The following is a 17,921-nucleotide window of genomic DNA, read 5'->3' as shown; positions in this document are numbered from 1 at the left end:
TGACAATGAGAATGGGTATTGATCTTGGCGGCACCAAAATCGAAGGTGTTGTGCTGTCTTCTAAGGGTATTGTGTTAGCCAAGGAGCGGGTCCCTACACCGCAAAATTATTCAGCCATTCTCGACGCTATCGCAGAGCTAGTCGCACGCTTAGAAACGAGCGCCGGTGGCCGTGCCAGTGTTGGGCTTGGCGGCCCGGGCGCTGAGTCAGCGGTGAACGGCCGCATGAAGAATAGTAATACCCAATGCATTAACGGCGAATCGCTGCGCGAGGATCTTAGTATTCGTCTGCGGCGCATCGTACGTTTTAGTAATGACGCGAATTGCTTCGCCCTGTCTGAGGCCGTAGATGGCGCTGGCGCAGCCTACAGTTCGGTATTTGGCGTTATCCTTGGCACAGGCACCGGTGGTGGCCTTGTGTTTAATAAGCAGGTGCTGAGTGGCGCTAATGGTATAGCTGGGGAGTGGGGGCATACCCCAATGCCAAATTACAGGGAGGGCCGGCCGTGTTACTGCGGTAGTGTCGATTGCGTTGAAACCTATCTCTGCGGCGCGGGCTTGGCGCGTAGTTACAGCAATGCAGGCGGCGAAGCCATGCTCGTGCCGGAAATTGTAAAACGTGCCGACGCGGGCGAGGCGCTCGCCAATACGGTGTTAGATGTTTACTGCCGACAACTCGCCTCAGCACTCTCGGTAGTGATCAATATCGTCGACCCCGCAGCAATAGTGCTGGGCGGCGGGCTCTCTAATATTGCAAAGCTCTACGAAACGGTTCCACTGTATTGGAACGACTACGTTTTTAGCGACCGCTGCGTGACTAAACTCTTGCCTGCAAAATACGGTGATAGCAGCGGCGTGCGCGGCGCCGCGTGGTTGTGGGGGGAATAAGTAGTCTGACGTCGAAACTACTGTGGTAACTGCGTAATGCTGGACGGGAGACGGGAGACGGAAGACGGTTATTGCCGTATGACAAAAAAACACCGTAATCAGAGGTCGTCGCTTAAGCTATTTGCTGAACGGAAGACGTAAAACATGGCCCTCGCGCACGTAAGGGCGACGACCTTAAAAAAATTGAATTGTACGGCTGGCCGGTGAGGTTACGCTTTAGCCCAGTCGTATACCAATAAACCGAAAAACTGCCTTTGCGTCTTTCGTCTCCCGTTAAGCATTCAGCCCTCTAGCGCTTATCGGCCTGCACCCACAACACTTCCTGACCGCCGTTACGCAGAGCGAGCAAGCGCGCCATCACAAACAAAAAGTCCGATAAACGATTTAAATATTTGCGGCCCGTGGCATTCACTTCATCGGTTTTACTCAGTGCAACCAAGCAGCGCTCTGCGCGGCGGCAAACAGCGCGGGCCATATGGCAGAGCGCTGCGGCTTTGCTGCCTCCTGGCAGAATAAAGTTTTTTAGGGGCGGTAAATCGGCGTTTAATTCGTCGAGGCTAGCTTCTAATTCGTCGATACGCTCGGCGCTAATCATGGTGTAGCCAGGGACTGCCAATTCGCCGCCCAAATCAAATAAATCGTGTTGAATGCGAGCCAGTAATGGCGAGTAGGGGTCTGCTGGCGGCAGCTCGGCCATGAGTAAACCGATAAAAGAATTCACTTCGTCGATGGTGCCTATGCCTTCCATGCGGCAGTGATCTTTGTCGATACGAGAGCCATCGCCGAGGCCGGTGGTGCCGTCATCGCCGGTTCGTGTGTAAATCTTGGATAATCGATGTCCCATATTTCCCTCAATGAAGCCCAGTCTTGTAGAATATGCGGCTTACTATACGTCAGATCGCTAAACGGTGGCAGTCTCGGCCTTGTTGTGGAGTGTACTCTTGCTGGAATTGTATTTGGGTGGTGCCCGCTCGGGGAAAAGCCGATTGGCCGAGGAGCGAGTATGTGCAGCGAATTTACAGCGCATCTATGTGGCTACCGCTACGCCAGGGGACGCCGAGATGGCGGCGCGAATAAGCCATCATCAACAGCAGCGCCAAGCTGATGATTGGCGTACTGTAGAGGCGCCGGAGGACTTGTCGGCGGCGATACGGCAATACGCCTCCCCTAATACAGCTATATTGGTGGACTGCTTAACCTTGTGGCTAAGTAATTGGCTGGCCAAGGAGGATGATGACAGTTGGCAGCAGGTGAAGGGGCAATTCTTGCATACTTTGCAAGCGGCGCCGGGCCATATTGTGTTGGTTAGCAATGAAGTAGGGCAGGGGATTGTGCCCATGGGCTCGCTCACTCGCCGCTTTGTGGATGAATCGGGGCGCTTGCACCAAGATATCGCGGCAATAGCCAATAGAGTGGTATTTGTTACTGCGGGCTTAGAGCAAATTTTAAAAAATTAAGATAGAAGTCAAAAGGGATTAGACATGAGTCATTGGTATGAGGAAGCGGCACCTGAGGCCGACGAAGAGATGCGGGCGGCGGCAATTGCGCGGCAAAATAGTTTAACCAAACCCCGTGGTGCCCTTGGTCGTCTAGAGGATGTCGCGGTGCAAATGTCGGCGATTCAGCGCACCTTGGAACCCCATGCAAATAAAGCCTTGATTGCGGTATTTGCCGGCGATCATGGTGTTACCACCGAAGATGTTTCGGCCTACCCCCAAACGGTTACCTCGGAGATGGTGCGCAATTTTGCCAATGGCGGCGCTGCGATCAGCGTCTTAGCAAAAGCGATGGGCATTGATTTTACGGTTGTGAATGTCGGCACTGTTTATGCGCTAGAAGACCTCCCCAATGTGCAGGATTTGCGAGTGGGCGCGGGCACCCAAAATATGTGTGTTACCGAAGCCATGACTCTAGAACAGTGCGAAGAAGCGCTGGCCGTGGGGCGGGGTATTATCGATCAAGCTGGCGACATAGATGTGTTTATTGGCGGCGAAATGGGGATTGGCAATAGCACTGCTGCTGCCGCATTGGCGGTAGCCCACACCCGCTTGTCGGCCACCGCCATGGTTGGCCGTGGCACCGGTATTAGTGATCAAGTTTTGGCAAAAAAAGCGGCGGTAGTAACCCGCGCGATGTCCCGTCATTTACCTCATATGAAAAACGGCGTAGAGGTCTTACGGCGCATTGGCGGTTACGAAATCAATGCCTTGGCCGGCGCTTATATCCGCGCTGCCCAGCGTGGTATTGTAGTGCTGGTGGATGGCTATATCTGCACCGCAGCAGCGATTTCAGCGGTAAAAATTAACCCCTCTATACGGCCGTGGTTATTCTTTTCTCATTGCTCCGCTGAGCCGGGTCACAGCCGTCTATTGAATAAGCTCGAAGCGGAGCCGCTTTTGCAATTAGATATGCGTTTAGGCGAAGGCACTGGCGCGGCGCTTGCGCTGCCAATTATGCAGGCGGCCTGCCGTTTGCAAATTGAAATGGCCAGCTTTGAGCAAGCCGGGGTAAGTCGCGGTAATGACTAAGATAACAGAAACCCATATTGATTTACTGCGCCACGGCGCCTGTGAGGGCGGTGAAATTTTTCGCGGTAGCACCGATGTGGCGCTAAGCGACTTAGGCTGGCAGCAAATGCGCGATAAGGTCGCTGCCTTGGGTGAGGTGCAGTGGGATCATATTGTGAGTTCGCCATTGCAGCGCTGCCTGCGCTTTGCAGAGAATTTATCCACGCAGCGAGCTACACAGCTGACAGTGCAGGATAATCTGCGCGAAATGCATTTTGGCGACTGGGAGGGCTTAGCCCACTCAGAGGCGAGGCGGCGTTTTACCCGCGAGTGGGCTGAGTTTTGGGAGTCGCCTGCCGAGGCGAGTCCGCCAAATGGCGAGGCCATGCCCGATTTTTGTCAGCGTATTACTACTGGTCTAGATGAGCTTGTGGAGCAGCATCAGGGCAAGTCGGTGTTGCTAGTGGTGCACGGCGCGGTAATTCGGGTAATGATGTGTCATTTTCTCGGTATGCCCATGGGCGCCATGACACGTATCAATGTGCCCTATGCGGGCATAAGCCGCTTTAGTATTTATCACCAAGAAGGCAAGGCGCCCTGGGTGCAGTTGGCGAGCCACTTTTAAGGCGCGCTGAGCGCTGCAAATTTAATCGCTAATCTATGACCGCTTCTGCTTGAACCGCAATAATATCCGGTGGCGACAAGGCGCGACTGCCAATAATAAACCACTTGCCGTCGCGCCGCTGAAATTGGTACTGGGCGTGATGGACCTGCTGCTCACCTGCGGCGAATTTGCCAAAACTGCTTTGGTACTGCTTATAGGCCATATTAAAAGGCTCTAGCTTGTGCAGGGTGGTGACGGTGTCAAAATCTTCTGGGAATAGCAGGCGCACATCAATGGTCGCACTGCCATTGTCGCCGCTGTGCTGGCTTTCTAAAATTGAAATTTCCTCGATGCTAAATATCGGCGGCTCGGCAAGGCTCATCAAATTATCGCGCAGCGAATTACTCACAATATAGTCGGTAAAGGGAATAGGCTTGCTACTGCAGCCGATAAGGGCCGCGCAAAAGAAAATCATAAAAGCTTTATACATTGATCGCTGGTCTCGGTTTGGGTTGGTCATGCTTGCTGTTTAAGTCTGCCATTAATTTGTAACACAGCTTGGTTATAGTGCTGTTACTTTTAAAAGACAGCACGAGTGAGTTATACGTGAATCGACGCCATTTCCTCCGCGCCATGAGCACTGTTTCTATTGCTGTGCCTATACTGACAGCCTGCGGCAGCAACAGCAATTCAAGTACCGGCAAGAGTTCGGTGGCGCCAGCTGCTAGCTCGAGTGCGCCTAGCCCTTCGGTGTCGTTTTTACACGGTGTCGCCAGCGGTGATCCCTTAGACGATCGCGTTATTCTTTGGACTCGGCTTACACCGAGTGAGACCGTGCGGGACGAGGCCGCGCCGAGCAGTATCACGGTGCTTTGCGAAGTTGCCGAAGACCCCGAGTTTGCGAGTATTGTACTGGCCGAAAACTTCGTCACAGGCCCCGAGCGAGATTATACCGTTAAGTTCGACGCCGCTGGCTTATTGTCTGAACAGCATTATTGGTATCGCTTTTCGGTTGGTCAGCAGCAGTCGCCGGTTGGCCGTGCATTGACCCTGCCCATGCCTGGTCAATACGCCGAGCATTTGCGCTTTGCGGTGTGCTCGTGCAGTAGCTACCCGCATGGCTATTTCTCGGTGTACCGAATGATCGCCAATCGTAGCGATTTAGATTTTGTACTTCACTTGGGTGACTACATTTACGAATACGGCGACGGCGAGTATGGCGACAATGCAGGCCGCTTGCTCGACCCCAGCCACGAAATACTGGTGCTAGACGATTACCGTCGTCGCTATGCCCACTACCGCAGCGATGCCGATCTGCAAGCGGTGCATCAGATTCATCCCTTTATCACGGTGTGGGACGACCACGAGACCGCCGACAATTCCTATAAAGACGGCGCCGCTAACCACAACGAGGGCGAGGGTGAATGGCGCGAGCGCAAGACGCAGGCCATACAGGCTTATTTTGAATGGCTGCCTATTCGGCCGCCGGCGGAAAGTGAAGACAGTATTTATCGCAGCTTCCGCTACGGCGACTTGGCTGACTTCATTATGTTGGACACTCGTATTGAAGGCCGGATTAAACAATTAGATAACCCCGCTGATCCGGCGCGAGCCGATGCCCGCGACTTACTCGGCCAAGCACAAAAAGAATGGTTTAAAAACCAATTGGCCACTGGCCAAAACACCTGGAAGATTGTCGGCCAACAGGTGATGTTCGCCCAGTTGCAATTGCTGGAAATTCAGCGTTTATTGCCAGGTGTGCCCACCGAGGACTTTAGTCCACTGGTGGCAGTGAATATGGATCAGTGGGACGGTTACCCCAGTGAGCGCGAAGAGATGCTGGATTTTGTGGAAGAAAATGCCATCAAAAATATGGTGGTGTTAACTGGGGATATTCACAGCAGCTGGGCTAATGAGCTTTATAAAAGCAGCGCTATTTTAACATCGGGGGTATTTGAAGAGCCGCTGGGCGTGGAGTTTGTTACTCCCAGTGTGACCTCGCCGGGCTTTCCAGATGGCGCCGCAGAAGCAGTGTCGGCGGTATTGCCGGTAGCTAATCCTCATATGAAATACACCGATTTAAAAAATCACGGTTTTATATTGATGGACGTTACCCATCAGCGCGCCCAAGCCGAGTTTTACTATGCCGAGGATATCGATACGGCTGAACTGTCTGGGCAGGAGTCAGTTAAGGTTAAAAGCTTGGCGGTGGAGAGCGGCAGCAGCCGCTTAAAAGAAGACACGCCGCTGTCGCGAGCTAAGACATAAATCGCCGCTTTACTCGGGACTAAATCCGAGGCTAAACCATAGCTACATAGAGCGAATATCACACACTTTTGGCGTTTAAAAATCATGCATAAATTAAATTATTTAGGCAAAGCGAGCTTACTTGTATTACTGCTTAATGTGGCCGCCTGTGGTGGTTCCTCTTCCAAACCTTCGGCGGCTGTTGATAGTGCGCCGGTGGTGGCACCAGTTGAGGATACGTCAGATTCAGTTGTTGATGCTCCAGCAGTTGAAGAGCCAATAGTTAGAATGATACTACTGGGCGACAGCGGCAGTGGCAGCGAGGGTGCCTATGCGGTTGGCAAGGCAGTGGCCAAAGTGTGCGCGGCGCGGGGCTGCGATTTGGTGCTGGGCTTGGGCGACAATATTTACGAATCTGGGGTGAGTTCGGCGCTGGACCCCCAGTTTGAAGAGAAGTTTGAGCTGCCTTTTGCGCCCATTGATTTGCCCTTTTACTTTGTACTTGGCAACCACGATAACAGCGGTTTCTTTGGCGGCGATGGCGCCAATAATGCCAAGGGTGATTTTGAGGTTGACTACCACTACCGCGATAGCCAGCACCCTGATTCGCCGCGGCAAACCTCGCGCTGGAAAATGCCGTCGCGCTACTACCGCTTCACCCAAGGTGGTGAGGCCGGCGCGCCACTGGTGGAATTGTTTGGCGTAGACTCCAATCAAATCGCCGGCGGCTTCCCGGACAGTGACGAAAACTATTCTTACAATAACTACGGCTTGGTTCAGGCCCAGTGGTTAAAGACGGCGATGGCCGACAGTAAAGCCAAATGGAAAATAGTGTTTGCCCATCACCCCTATATCTCTAACGGCTCCCATGGCAATGCGGGTAATTACGACGGCGCTCCGGCCTTTGTAGCGCCGGTGTTGGCAGGGGAGCGCTACAAGGCTTTTGTAGAAGAAACCGTGTGCGACAAAGCCGACTTCTTTTTTGCTGGCCACGACCATGATATACAGTGGCTGATGCCCGTAGCTTCCTGCGGTAAAACCGGCTTTATTCTCTCGGGTGCGGCCAGTAAAACCCGCAGCCTAGAGCACCGCGATGATAACCCCGTATTCTATGAAAAAGGCGATAGCTATGGTTTTGTCTGGGTCGAGATTAAGGGCGACAAAATGGTGGGCGAAATCTACCAAGTGGACCCCACCGACCCCGCGTTGGGCTTGGGTTCGCTAAGCCAACCCGAACCGGCATTCCGCCGCGAGCAAAGCCAGCAAGCTGCGCAGGGCTTGCCAGAATCAGACGGTTTTACTAGCCCACTGCAAGCTAACGACAGCTTCGACGTTAACGGCGAAACCGGTAACCTCGATCCGGTACAAACGCAATTTAGCAGCGGCTTTAACAGCCTTGCTGCGGCCATTCCCGAAGAAAATATTAGCCGCCTTGTGGCGGGAGTGGGTGAATCCGGTACTGCGCTATTGGAAGTTGCCGATTCGCTAATTACGGGTTTGCAGGGCGCCGCCACTGAACAGAATCCAGATTTAGCCTTGGCCGGTGCGGCCCGCGCCAGCCAGTCGCTGCTTTATGCTTTACAAAGTTTGCAGGACAGCCTTATTCCCGCCGATGGCCAAGCCTTGCCTGCGCCGCTAGACCAACTTAGTGCAGTGTTAGAGCGGTTTGGCGGCGAGTCACCTAGCGCGGATGATGAGAATGCGAGTGCAGATCTGCGCGGCCTTACCGATCCCCTGCGTAATTTAGCCAGCAATATTCAAAACATTGTCGACGGCATTGCTGAGGAAGGTGGTAGCGTGCCGGTCGCCGGTGGGTCGCTGGATTTATTGTCCGAATTACTTTTTGACGTTACTCGCCTAATTGATGCAACGGGTAATGTTGATAGTGGCGAAATGGCCCAAGTTTTAGTGTCGACCACCGATGATCTACTCGCCAATATCTTGCTCAATGTTGTGCCTATCGAAGAATATGCGCCAAGTGAGGTGAGTGATGCGATTGGTCTTGGCCCCAAATTTTTAGGCACAGGATTGCTACTCGTGAGCCAAGAAGCGGCCTACCACATAGATACACAGGTCTTGCCATCGGTTTTGCAGGGCCTGGGTATGTTGCCTTTGTCGGCGCTGGATGATTTGTTTGCCGCGTTTACGCTTTAATTTGTTGGTCTACTGCGCTTTGTTAGGTCTTGTGAGAGGTCTTAGCAAGGCTTCAATATCCAGATTAGCCTCTAAACAATCCGCCAGTCTGTCGATATTACTTTCAATTACTCCCGCGTAATCCAGCGCGGCAACTTCTTTGAGGCCTGCCCATTTAAGCAGGCTGTCGCGGGTGTCGCTTTCGTCAAAGAGGCCGTGCAAATAGCTGCCAATAATCTGGCCGTCGCGGCTGCGGGCGCCGTCACGGTGGCTGCCTAAATCGGCAAAGGGCGTATCCAGTGCAGAGCCAGTGCTGATGCCGGCGTGAATTTCATAGCCGCGTATTTTTGCTTGTTCTGCCCATAAATGGCCGCTGACCTGGCGCAGGGTTTTGCTGCTGCCGAGGGTGGTTTCCATGTCGAGTAGACCAAGGCCGGCAGTTGATCCGGCGTCGCCTTCGATGGCGTCGGGGTCATGTACTGCACGGCCTAACATTTGAAAACCGCCGCAAATCCCCAAGACCTTGCCGCCGTAGCGCAGGTGTTTTTCAATATCTTTGTGCCAGTTGTTGCTGCGCAAATAATCCAAGTCGCGGCGGGTGCTTTTGCTGCCGGGCAGAATAATTAAATCGCAGGGCGGTATCGCTTCGCCCTTGCCCACGAACTTTAGATCGACCTGCGGGTGCAGACGCAAAACGTCGAAGTCGGTGTGATTGCTGATGCGGGTGAACACCGGCACCACCACTTTAATGGCGTTCTCGCTAAGGGTTTGGCGGCTGTCGATAGCGTCTTCGGCTTCTAAATGTAAATCGTGAATATAGGGCACCACACCGATGACCGGCTTGCCGGTGCGCTCTTCTAGCCAGTCGAGGCCCGATTGCAACAGGGCGATGTCGCCGCGAAAGCGATTGATGATAAAGCCTGCTACTCGCGCTTGTTCGGTTGCCGACAGCAAATCTAAAGTGCCGACCAAATGGGCAAACACACCGCCGCGATCAATGTCGGCCACAATCACAACGGGGCAATCCACCGCCTCGGCAAAGCCCATATTGGCAATGTCATTGGCGCGCAAATTAATTTCGGCGGGGCTGCCTGCGCCCTCTACTACAATGACATCGTACTGTTGGCAAAGCCGCTGATGGGATTCTAATACCGCGGCCATGGCGCGTTTTTTATAGGCGTGGTAATCCTGCGCTTCCATATTGCTCAGCGCCTTGCCGTGAATAATCACCTGGGCGCCGGTATCGCTATTGGGCTTGAGTAGCACCGGATTCATATCGGTGTGTGGCGGCAGACCGCAGGCTTGGGCCTGTACCGCTTGGGCGCGGCCAATCTCGCCGCCCTCTGGGGTCACCGCGCTGTTCAAAGCCATATTCTGGGGTTTAAACGGGGCAACACTCAGGCCACGCCGCTTAAAAACACGGCATAGGCCGGCAACCGTTACGCTTTTACCCGCGTCCGAGGTAGTGCCTTGAATCATTAATGTTAGGGTCATAGCTGTGTGTCACTTAATTTAAATATTTAGGGAGACGGGAGATGCTGGACGGAGAACGCTAAAAATTAGTCTGACGTCGGACGTCAGGTGTCGGACGTAAGTGGACCAGCCGCAAGACCTTGCCGCCCTTCAACTGAGCTCCGACCAGAGTTTTAAGCGTTTACCGTTTCCCGTCTAGCGTAGACCGTTAATTCGTTCGTCCGACTTCCGACACCTGACGTCCGCCCAATGCTCTTAGCTTCTCCCGTCTCCCATCCAGCGTGTTGCAGCCTCCGCGTCTGACCTCCCACGTCCGGCGCCAGACCTGCACCTTAGTCTTGCCAGCCGTCTTGCATAATCAGTTCCTCGAGCGCTTGGCGCTTGGCCCACTGTTCGGTTTCTAGCATCGGTCGCGGGTAAAATTCTGCTACAGGGCCAAGACAGAGTATGGCAATGGGTAGGCTGCCGCTGGGCATATTTAGCAGCTGCATTACTTGCTCGGGATCAAACAGCGACACCCAGCCCATGCCCAAGCCTTCGGCGCGGGCCGCCAGCCACAGATTTTGAATAGCGCAGGATGCCGAAGCCAAATCCATTTGCGGCAAGGTGCGGCGACCAAAGATATGCTTTTCTCGCTGATCCATTAAGGCGACAACAATCAGCTCGGCGCAGTCTTTAACGCCTTCTACCTTTAAACGCATAAACTCGTCTTCGCGCTCGTTTAAGGCGTGGGCGGTTTTAATGCGCTCTTCTTGCACGGTGTTGTAAAGCGCATTGCGCAGCTCGGGATCTTGAATTCGAATAAAGCGCCAGGGCTGCATTAGGCCGACGCTGGGCGCGAGGTGGGCGGCGCCAAGTAATTTCATTAAGGTGTCGTGGGGCACTTCGCCGCCGCAAAAATGACGCATGTCGCGGCGTTCGGCAATCACCCGATACACCGTGTCGATGTCGGCTTGCTTATAGGCGTTGTTATTGGCCTTTGGATTCATAAACCTGAGTTCCTGCTACTCAGGGGAATGAAGTAGCGCTGGCCGTCGCTAACAATGCTACGCAGGGGCTGATTATAAAGTTTCTCTAAGGCGGGGGTGGCGAGCATAGTGTCGGCATCGCCCCAGCAGGCATCGCCATTGGGATAGAGTAGTAAAATTTTATCGCACCACTGGGCCGCTAAATTTAAATCGTGCAAGCACAGCACAATGCCGCAGTTAGCCGTCGCCTGCTCGGCTAATAACTCCATAATTTGCACTTGGTGTTTTAAGTCTAAATGGTTGCTGGGCTCGTCGGCCAGCCACAGTTTAGGAGTTTGGCTTAGCGCAGTGGCAATAGCCAAACGCTGGCGCTCGCCGCCAGATAAAGTGCTAATCAGGCGGTGCTCTAAATCGGCCAGTTCTAATTTTTGCAGGGCGGCGCGGGCGATGGCTAAATCCTCGGCGCTCTCGATATCCCAGGGCGAAATAAAGGGGTGGCGACCGATCATCACAGTTTCTAATACCGTGGCGGGAAAGCCCTCGCCATTGTTTTGGAAAACCACCGCCAATTGCTGGGCGACCTGCTTGCGGCGCAGTTGCTGAATATTTTTGCCCGCTAATTCCACCGATCCGCTGCGGGGCTTGCGCAGTCCCGCTAGGGTGTGGAGCAAGGTGGTTTTGCCTGCGCCGTTGGGGCCGAGTACGCCCCAGGTTTCACCGGGCTTAATTTCGAAGGACAGTGGCGTGCCGCTGCTGCGCCCGGGAATGTCGATGATGAGATTTTTGGCCGCAAGCATTAGCGGCTCCGGTGTAGCAAGTATAAGAATGTGGGCACGCCGATCAGTGCGGTAATCACCCCTGCCGGTAATTGCTCGGGTGCGATCAAGGTGCGTGCCAAGGTGTCGGCCAAGGTCAGCAGCGCGCCGCCCGCTAAGGCGGCGGCGGGCAAGATCAGGCGCTGGTCGTTGCCCAATACTAAGCGCAGCATATGGGGCACTATTAAACCGACAAAACCGATGCTGCCAGCGGTAACCACGGCAAAGGCGGTGAGCAGGCTGGCGGCAATATAAATCGTCCACTCCAGTGCCCGTACCGAAACCCCTAGTGCCGCTGCCTGCATTTGGCCGCGAGCCAATACATTTAAGCTGCGCCCCAGCGGCAACATAATAATAGAAATCAAGCCGAGTACGATTAGCGCTGGCCACGGTGAGCGGGCGTAGGCGAGGTCGCCCATTAGCCAATACAACATCCCCGGCAATTGGTCGCTGGGGCTGACGGCGAGCATAAAGGTGATGGCCGCACCCCAGCCCGAGGCGATAACCACACCAGTCAACAGTAATCGAGTTGGTGTCCAGCTGCCGGTGCCGTGGGCTAGCCCAAACACGGTGACCGCCGATATCATGGCGCCGATAAACGCCGAGCCAGAAACAGCAGCGGCGCTCAGACCAAGCAACATAGAGGTGAGGGCGCCAACCGCCGCGCCGCCAGACAGGCCTAAAATATAGGGATCGGCCAGTGGATTGCGCAGCAGCACTTGCATTAAGGCGCCAGCCACGGCGAGTAAGCCGCCAGCGCCAAACGCGGATAAGGCGCGGGGCAGGCGCAGTTCAAATACCAAGGTGCGGTGTAGCGGTTCGCCGCCGCCACTCAGAACCTGCCACAGTTCGGCATTGGAAATACTGACGCTGCCGGTGGTGATTGCAAGCGCGAGGGTGGCAAGCGTAAGCAAGGCCAAAATACCTAGCGGCAATAGGAAGCGTGGCAGTGCTCCGCGGCTGGATTTAACGGCGGCCACGGGCAGTCTCTAAATGTTGGCAGAGCAAGGTAGTGCCTTCGAGTAAGCGCGGGGTTGGCCGTTGAATAGTCGATGGCGGAATAAAAAATAAGTTGTTGCGACGCACGGCAGTAAGGCCGCTAAAGCGCAGCCACTCGTCCAGCCAGTCGCGATTTTCTTCGCCCATACCACCGGCGATGATGGCCTCGGGGTCGGCGGCCAGTACCGCTTCATTGTCGATGCGGGCGCTGAGATTAGGCAAATTGCCAAACACATTCACGCCGCCGCAAATGCGGGTGGCCTCGCTAATAATATGCTCATTATTAACGGTCATTAGAGGGTTGCTCCATATTTGCTGGAACACGGTAACAGGCGCCGACTGGCTGTAGCGATCTTCTAGTTCGGCAATACCCGCGCGGAATTTATCCGCCGCGAGTTTGGCCTGTGTCTCACTGCCCGCGAGTTTGCCAAGCCTTTCTAGGCTGGAGCTTACGTCGTCAAAATCATTGAGCTGGGTATAGTAAATAGTCAGGCCCAGAGATTTTAGTTTGGCCAATTGCTCGCGGGGGTTGCCTTCAATCCATGCGATTAGCAGGTCGGGCTTTTGCGCCAGTATCGCCTCTTGGTCAAAGCGATTGTAGCTGCCAACGCGGGGCAGTGCTTTTGCTGCTTCGGGGTAGTCGCAATAACTGACGGCGGCTACCAGTTGGTCGCCGCCACCCGCGGCATAGACTAATTCGGTAGCGCCTGGCGACAGGGCAATAATGCGCTGGGCGGGTTTGCTCAGGCAAACGTTGGCGCCGCTATCATCCTGCACGCAGATGTCGGCTAACGCCGAACCGGCTGCAAATAGTGCGCTGAGAATGACTGCAACAGTGGTTTTCAACGCTACCACTCCACACCTTTGCGGGCTTTTATGCCACTGTGAAAGGCGTGTTTGGTATCGTCGATCATCGACACGGTGTCGGCCAGCTGTTTGAGCGGTACGGGCGCGCCGCGGCCAGTCACAATGACGCTTTGTTCACGGGGGCGATTGCGCAGGGCTTCGTAAACTTCTTCGGCGTCGAGATAGCCGTATTTTAAAACGTAGGTGATTTCGTCGAGCAATACCAGATGAATGGTTTCATCTTGCAAGAGCAGCTTGGTTTTCTGCCAAGCTTGCTGGGCGGCTTCACGATCTTGTTCTTTGTTTTGCGTTTCCCAAGTAAAGCCGGAACCCATCACAATAAACGGGACTTCGGGGCAGCGCTGTTGAATAAAATTGCGCTCGCCACAGTCCCAAGTACCTTTAATAAATTGCACCACCGCGGCTTTGTAGCCGTGGCCCAAGGCGCGAATTACTGTGCCAAAGCCAGAGCTAGATTTGCCCTTGCCGGGGCCGCTGAGCACGATAAGTACCCCGCGCTCTTCGGTGGCCTGCGCGACTTTTTCGTCGATCATGGCCTTTTTGATTTGCATGCGTTTCTGGTGTTTTTCTTCGTCGCTCAGGGTCGTCATATAATCACCTGTTAAATATTCGCCGCCACGTGCGTAAGCCCGAGACGGCGTGAAAGACAAAGACCAATAATACCTTTATTTTGGCGTGTAAGTGATGCTCAACATCGCTTCGCGGCCAATTGCTTGGTAGTCACCAAGGCTGAAGCTGCGTGCAGTGACATACTCGCGATCAAAGATATTTTTTAGGGCTAAATTGAGTTTTAACTGTTCGTTGATACGATAGGACACTGCGGTGTCGATCAAGGCATAGCTGCCGAGCTCGTCGTTGTTGGCGGTGTCTTCATAGCGTTTGCCAACAAAGCGTAAGCTCGCGCTGGCGCCCCACTGTTGCCACTGGCGATCTGCATCAATATTAAATTGCTTGCTGGCCCGACGCCGCAAATCTTTGCCGGTGCTGGTGTCGGTGGCATCGAGCAGGGTGGCATTGGCCTCGATATTCCATTGATACAGGCTAGTCGCCATGCTGAGCTCAAGGCCTTTTATTTTTGCGCCTTTAATTTGATCTGGGCCAAAGGTGGCGGGGTTGTATTGAATGAGCTTGTCGACGTCGTTATTAAAGTAGCTAGCGCTCCACGTGCCCCAAGCTTGATTGACGCGCAATTCCAATTCGCGGTTTTCTGATGTTTCTGGTTTTAATGTCGTCACGCCGTAGAAGGGATAATACAGATCGTTAAAGGTGGGCGCGTTAAAGCCTTCGCCGTAGGAGGCAATGATTTTCAATGGTTTGCCGATCTGAACGCCCACCGAGGCATTGCCGGTGTCGTAGGTGCCAAACTGTTCGTTGTCGTCGTTACGACCTCCGATTGTTAAGTCGACTATGCCAAAGTCGGCCTGCCACTGGGCGAACACCGCTTTGTTGGCGCGGCTGTCTTCGTTGTAATTTAGATTGCTGTTGACCTTGTCGAGCAAGCGCTCAAAGCCTGCAGTGAGCACGTGGTTTTTGCCGAGTAGCCAGTCATTTTGCACACTGTAAATATTGCGGGTGGTGTCAAAATTGTCGCCGCTCACGCCCATGGCGCCAGCTTCGACGTAGTGATAGTCAATTTGTGATTGGTCTTTAGACTCGCCTGCCGACAAGGTCAGTAGCCAGTTTTTCAGTAATTGGAATTCGCCGCGAATATTGGCAACGCTGACTTCGCTGTCGGAATACGGCGAGCAACTGTATTTCACAAAGCCGGTGCCGTAGCAGTTATTGTCGTAGTCGCTTTCGCTGGTGCTGTTTTGGTAAAGCGCTGACACCTTGGCGCGGTCGTTGATTTTGTGGCTCAAGCTCAGGTTAAAGGCGGTTTGTTCAAAGGCGTCTTTGTCGCCGTGAACGCCGCTAGTGCCCTCGGTGTTGTCCACTCCGTCGGTGTTCTCGTGCAGGGCGCTAAGATTGAATTGCGTTTGGCTATTGCCGCCGCTAATTGCGGCAAGGGCTTTGCTGCTGCCCTGGGTGCCAATGCCAAGTTGCAATAATGGCTGCACGCCGTCGGTGTCGTGGTATTTACGGGTAATGATATTCACAACGCCACCGATGGCTTCGGAACCGTAAAGGCTAGAGCGTGAGCCCCGCACAATTTCCACCCGCTCAATAAGCTCAGGGGGCAGATTGGTTAGCGACGGGCTGCCGAGGGTGGCCGAGCCAATGCGCACGCCGTCGATTAAGACCAAGGTGTGGTTGCTTTGATTGCCACGCAGAAACAGGCTGGTATTGGCGCCGTGGCCACCGTTGCGAACAAAGCTCACGCCCACAGCGCGAGACAGTAATTCCTGTAAGTCGGCAGGTTGAATACGCTCGATATCGGCGCGTTCAAATACCGTGACTGGTGCCAAACTGTCGGCAATCGATTGTTCGGTGCGGGTCGCAGTGACGATGGTCGTTTCCATCTCGCTGTGGGACTGGGCCGACGTTGCCGATGCCGCAATGCTTAAAGCGCCGCTTAATGCGCTTAATGTGAATTTGTTCATGGTTAACCTCAAAGCCAGCTAGGGAAGCAATGAGGGAGGGGTAGGGGTTATATACAAGTATACGACCGCTGATGGAGCCCTCCGCTTCATCGGGTGAATCGGTAACAGGCCGGTTCCGGGCTTGCCCTGTCTTGTGGCTGACAGTGGCTTACCGTTGCGGGGGCAGCGTCGGACTTGGTGGTGTTCTTTGCGAACAGCGCCTCACCAGACTTCCCGTTTAACTTAGCGCCGCGCTTTACGCGGTTTTGAGCACCTCTTACGTGGCGCGCACTCTACGGCTATGGCGCTATTTTGTCAAATTATGCGGGGTGGGAAATGGAGGTTAAACCTAGGGTATTAGTGGTGATTTTGCGGTGAAATCCGTCGAACTTCGTCGAGCAGTTGCTGATTGCAGGGCAGGCTTAAACCCTGCTTTGTGGCCAGCTGGCACAGATAGCCGGTAATCGCGTCGATCTCGGTTTCTCGTCCAGCTTCAATATCTTGGAGCATTGAGGAGCGATTGTTCCCGGTGGCGCGGGCAACCTCAATAACCTGCTGATGAAGATCGGCTAGCTCTTGGTCTAGGCCAAGGGCTTTGCTGAGCTCAAGTATCTCATTTACCACGCTGCTCATTTGGGCAAGGGCTGCTGGTTTGTCGAGCAGCTCGCCATTTCGGCAGCGATAAATGGCGGTCAGCGGGTTGATTGCGCAGTTAATTGCCAGCTTGCGCCACAGCACGGCTTTTATATTGCTGTTCGGGCTGACGGCTAGCGGCGAGAAACTCAGCGCTTTGGCAATGCTGCTTAGTTGCGGCGTTAAACCTTTGGTATTGGCATGGCCTATCAGGGTTTGGCCGCGCCCCGCGTGGACTACCGCAAAGGGTTGGGGCCGGTAGGCGCCCTCGGTGGTGGATGCCTGATAGATATTTGCGTGGGGGAATTGCGCCTGCACTTGCTCGGCAATGCCAAGGCCGTTTTGTAGTATCACCAAGCTGGCCTTGGGTAGAATGTGGGTTTCTATGGCTTGCAATGCGGTGAGGGTTTGCTGGGCTTTAGTGGTGATCAGCAACTGCTGGATAGGAGCTTTAATAGTTTCAGGACAGCAGGCGGCAATATTGAGTAATTCGGTTTTGGCACCGGCAGTAAAGTTAATACCGCCGTGCTGGCGATAAGCTGCTAAGCTGCGGCGGTCACGAAAAATGAGCTCAGTGCTTTGATCACTGCGCTGAGCGTAGCTGCCCCATAGGCTGCCAATGGCCCCGGCGCCAAGAATAGACCATATTGGATTTGCGGTGTTGCTCACTGTGATTTTCTGTACATTTGCTTGGTCCTACACATTCAGTCCGCAGTCTCGGGATGCTAAACTGCGCGGCGCAACATAACAAAGGAATTTAGGCTATGCCAGCGTTTGATATTGTCTCAGAAGTGGATTTACACATCTTTACCAATGCCGTTGATCAGGCGGGACGGGTCATAGAAACCCGTTTCGATTTTAAGGGCGTGGATGCGCGCTTTGAGCGCGACGCACTGACGGTGACCATGTTCGCTGAGGCGGAGTTCCAGTTGCAGCAGATGGAAGATCTGCTGCGTGCGGCGCTCATTAAAGTGAAGATCGATCCACTGGCCATGGAACTGGGCGATGTGAAGGGCGCAGGTAAGCAGGTGAAGCAGTTGGTCACTATGCAAAGCGGTTTGAACTCAGATGTGGCCCGCAAAATCGTTAAATTGATTAAAGACCGCAAATTAAAGGTGCAGAGCCAGATTCAAGACGAGCAAGTGCGGGTTACCGGCAAAAAACGCGACGACCTACAAGAAGTGATGGCGGTATTGCGCGCCGAAGAGTTGGATCAGCCCCTGCAGTTCACCAATTTCCGCGATTGATTGCGGTGCTGTGCGCCGACGC

General features: G+C 54.1%; 17 protein-coding genes and 1 riboswitch. Of the genes, 7 read left to right on the top strand and 10 right to left on the bottom strand.

Annotated features, from left to right (window positions below; translation table 11 throughout):
* The first annotated feature begins 5 nt into the window (after positions 1–5).
* Entirely contained in the window at positions 6–887 is an 882-nt protein-coding gene (locus AB4876_RS05860; RefSeq protein WP_368380714.1) for an ROK family protein, read from the top strand.
* A gap of 289 nt (positions 888–1,176) precedes the next feature.
* Here AB4876_RS05860 and AB4876_RS05855 read toward each other — a convergent pair whose 3' ends face one another.
* Positions 1,177–1,731, bottom strand: a complete 555-nt coding sequence (locus AB4876_RS05855; protein ID WP_368380713.1) for a cob(I)yrinic acid a,c-diamide adenosyltransferase — start codon at positions 1,729–1,731, stop codon at positions 1,177–1,179.
* Between the two features lie 97 nt (positions 1,732–1,828).
* Between AB4876_RS05855 and cobU the strand changes: the two genes are divergently transcribed.
* The 3 genes from cobU to AB4876_RS05840 are packed head-to-tail and all read left to right on the top strand — an operon-like array spanning position 1,829 to position 4,019.
* Complete coding sequence (cobU, locus tag AB4876_RS05850) at positions 1,829–2,344, top strand: bifunctional adenosylcobinamide kinase/adenosylcobinamide-phosphate guanylyltransferase (RefSeq protein ID WP_368380712.1); 516 nt, start codon at positions 1,829–1,831, stop codon at positions 2,342–2,344.
* A 24-nt stretch (positions 2,345–2,368) separates the two neighbouring features.
* Positions 2,369–3,415 (top strand): nicotinate-nucleotide--dimethylbenzimidazole phosphoribosyltransferase, encoded by a 1,047-nt coding sequence (gene cobT, locus AB4876_RS05845; RefSeq protein ID WP_368380711.1) that lies wholly within the window; start codon positions 2,369–2,371, stop codon positions 3,413–3,415.
* On the top strand, positions 3,408–4,019 hold the full coding sequence (locus tag AB4876_RS05840; RefSeq protein WP_368380710.1) for a histidine phosphatase family protein: 612 nt from the start codon (positions 3,408–3,410) through the stop codon (positions 4,017–4,019). The genes cobT and AB4876_RS05840 overlap by 8 nt, the downstream gene beginning before the upstream one ends.
* Positions 4,020–4,047: 28 nt before the next feature.
* Here AB4876_RS05840 and AB4876_RS05835 read toward each other — a convergent pair whose 3' ends face one another.
* Positions 4,048–4,488, bottom strand: a complete 441-nt coding sequence (locus AB4876_RS05835) for a hypothetical protein (protein WP_368380709.1) — start codon at positions 4,486–4,488, stop codon at positions 4,048–4,050.
* A 116-nt stretch (positions 4,489–4,604) separates the two neighbouring features.
* Between AB4876_RS05835 and AB4876_RS05830 the strand changes: the two genes are divergently transcribed.
* Together AB4876_RS05830 and AB4876_RS05825 are read left to right on the top strand one after the other, a co-directional pair.
* On the top strand, positions 4,605–6,266 hold the full coding sequence (locus AB4876_RS05830; RefSeq protein ID WP_368380708.1) for an alkaline phosphatase D family protein: 1,662 nt from the start codon (positions 4,605–4,607) through the stop codon (positions 6,264–6,266).
* Positions 6,267–6,350: 84 nt separating this feature from the next.
* A complete protein-coding gene (locus AB4876_RS05825) occupies positions 6,351–8,399 on the top strand; it encodes a metallophosphoesterase (protein ID WP_368380707.1) in 2,049 nt (682 codons plus the stop codon).
* 9 nt (positions 8,400–8,408) lie between these two features.
* Here AB4876_RS05825 and AB4876_RS05820 read toward each other — a convergent pair whose 3' ends face one another.
* The 8 genes from AB4876_RS05820 to AB4876_RS05785 form a co-directional block, all read right to left on the bottom strand.
* Positions 8,409–9,872, bottom strand: coding sequence for a cobyric acid synthase (locus AB4876_RS05820; protein ID WP_368380706.1), 1,464 nt, complete (start codon positions 9,870–9,872; stop codon positions 8,409–8,411).
* Positions 9,873–10,183: 311 nt separating this feature from the next.
* Entirely contained in the window at positions 10,184–10,840 is a 657-nt protein-coding gene (gene bluB / locus AB4876_RS05815) for a 5,6-dimethylbenzimidazole synthase (RefSeq protein WP_368380705.1), read from the bottom strand.
* The gene (locus AB4876_RS05810) at positions 10,837–11,616 is read right to left on the bottom strand and encodes an ABC transporter ATP-binding protein (protein ID WP_368380704.1); all 780 of its coding nucleotides are present in this window, start codon (positions 11,614–11,616) and stop codon (positions 10,837–10,839) included. The genes bluB and AB4876_RS05810 overlap by 4 nt, the downstream gene beginning before the upstream one ends.
* Positions 11,616–12,614, bottom strand: coding sequence for a FecCD family ABC transporter permease (locus AB4876_RS05805; protein WP_368380703.1), 999 nt, complete (start codon positions 12,612–12,614; stop codon positions 11,616–11,618). The genes AB4876_RS05810 and AB4876_RS05805 overlap by 1 nt, the downstream gene beginning before the upstream one ends.
* Complete coding sequence (locus tag AB4876_RS05800) at positions 12,601–13,488, bottom strand: cobalamin-binding protein (protein WP_368380702.1); 888 nt, start codon at positions 13,486–13,488, stop codon at positions 12,601–12,603. The genes AB4876_RS05805 and AB4876_RS05800 overlap by 14 nt, the downstream gene beginning before the upstream one ends.
* On the bottom strand, positions 13,482–14,090 hold the full coding sequence (gene cobO / locus AB4876_RS05795) for a cob(I)yrinic acid a,c-diamide adenosyltransferase (RefSeq protein WP_368380701.1): 609 nt from the start codon (positions 14,088–14,090) through the stop codon (positions 13,482–13,484). Before cobO ends, AB4876_RS05800 begins: the two co-directional genes overlap by 7 nt.
* 75 nt (positions 14,091–14,165) lie before the next feature.
* Positions 14,166–16,040 (bottom strand): TonB-dependent receptor domain-containing protein, encoded by a 1,875-nt coding sequence (locus AB4876_RS05790; RefSeq protein ID WP_368380700.1) that lies wholly within the window; start codon positions 16,038–16,040, stop codon positions 14,166–14,168.
* Positions 16,041–16,130: 90 nt separating this feature from the next.
* Positions 16,131–16,312: riboswitch (cobalamin riboswitch) on the bottom strand.
* 64 nt (positions 16,313–16,376) lie between these two features.
* Complete coding sequence (locus AB4876_RS05785) at positions 16,377–17,321, bottom strand: ketopantoate reductase family protein (protein ID WP_368380699.1); 945 nt, start codon at positions 17,319–17,321, stop codon at positions 16,377–16,379.
* A gap of 95 nt (positions 17,322–17,416) precedes the next feature.
* On the opposite strand from AB4876_RS05785, the gene AB4876_RS05780 reads away from it, so the two are divergent.
* On the top strand, positions 17,417–17,899 hold the full coding sequence (locus AB4876_RS05780) for a YajQ family cyclic di-GMP-binding protein (RefSeq protein WP_301030019.1): 483 nt from the start codon (positions 17,417–17,419) through the stop codon (positions 17,897–17,899).
* The last annotated feature ends 22 nt before the right edge of the window (positions 17,900–17,921 follow it).

The organism is Zhongshania guokunii (assembly GCF_040892635.1).
Classification (GTDB): domain Bacteria; phylum Pseudomonadota; class Gammaproteobacteria; order Pseudomonadales; family Spongiibacteraceae; genus Spongiibacter; species Spongiibacter guokunii.
Note: the sequence above shows the minus strand (reverse complement) of the source record. Positions and strands in the feature narration are given on the sequence as shown.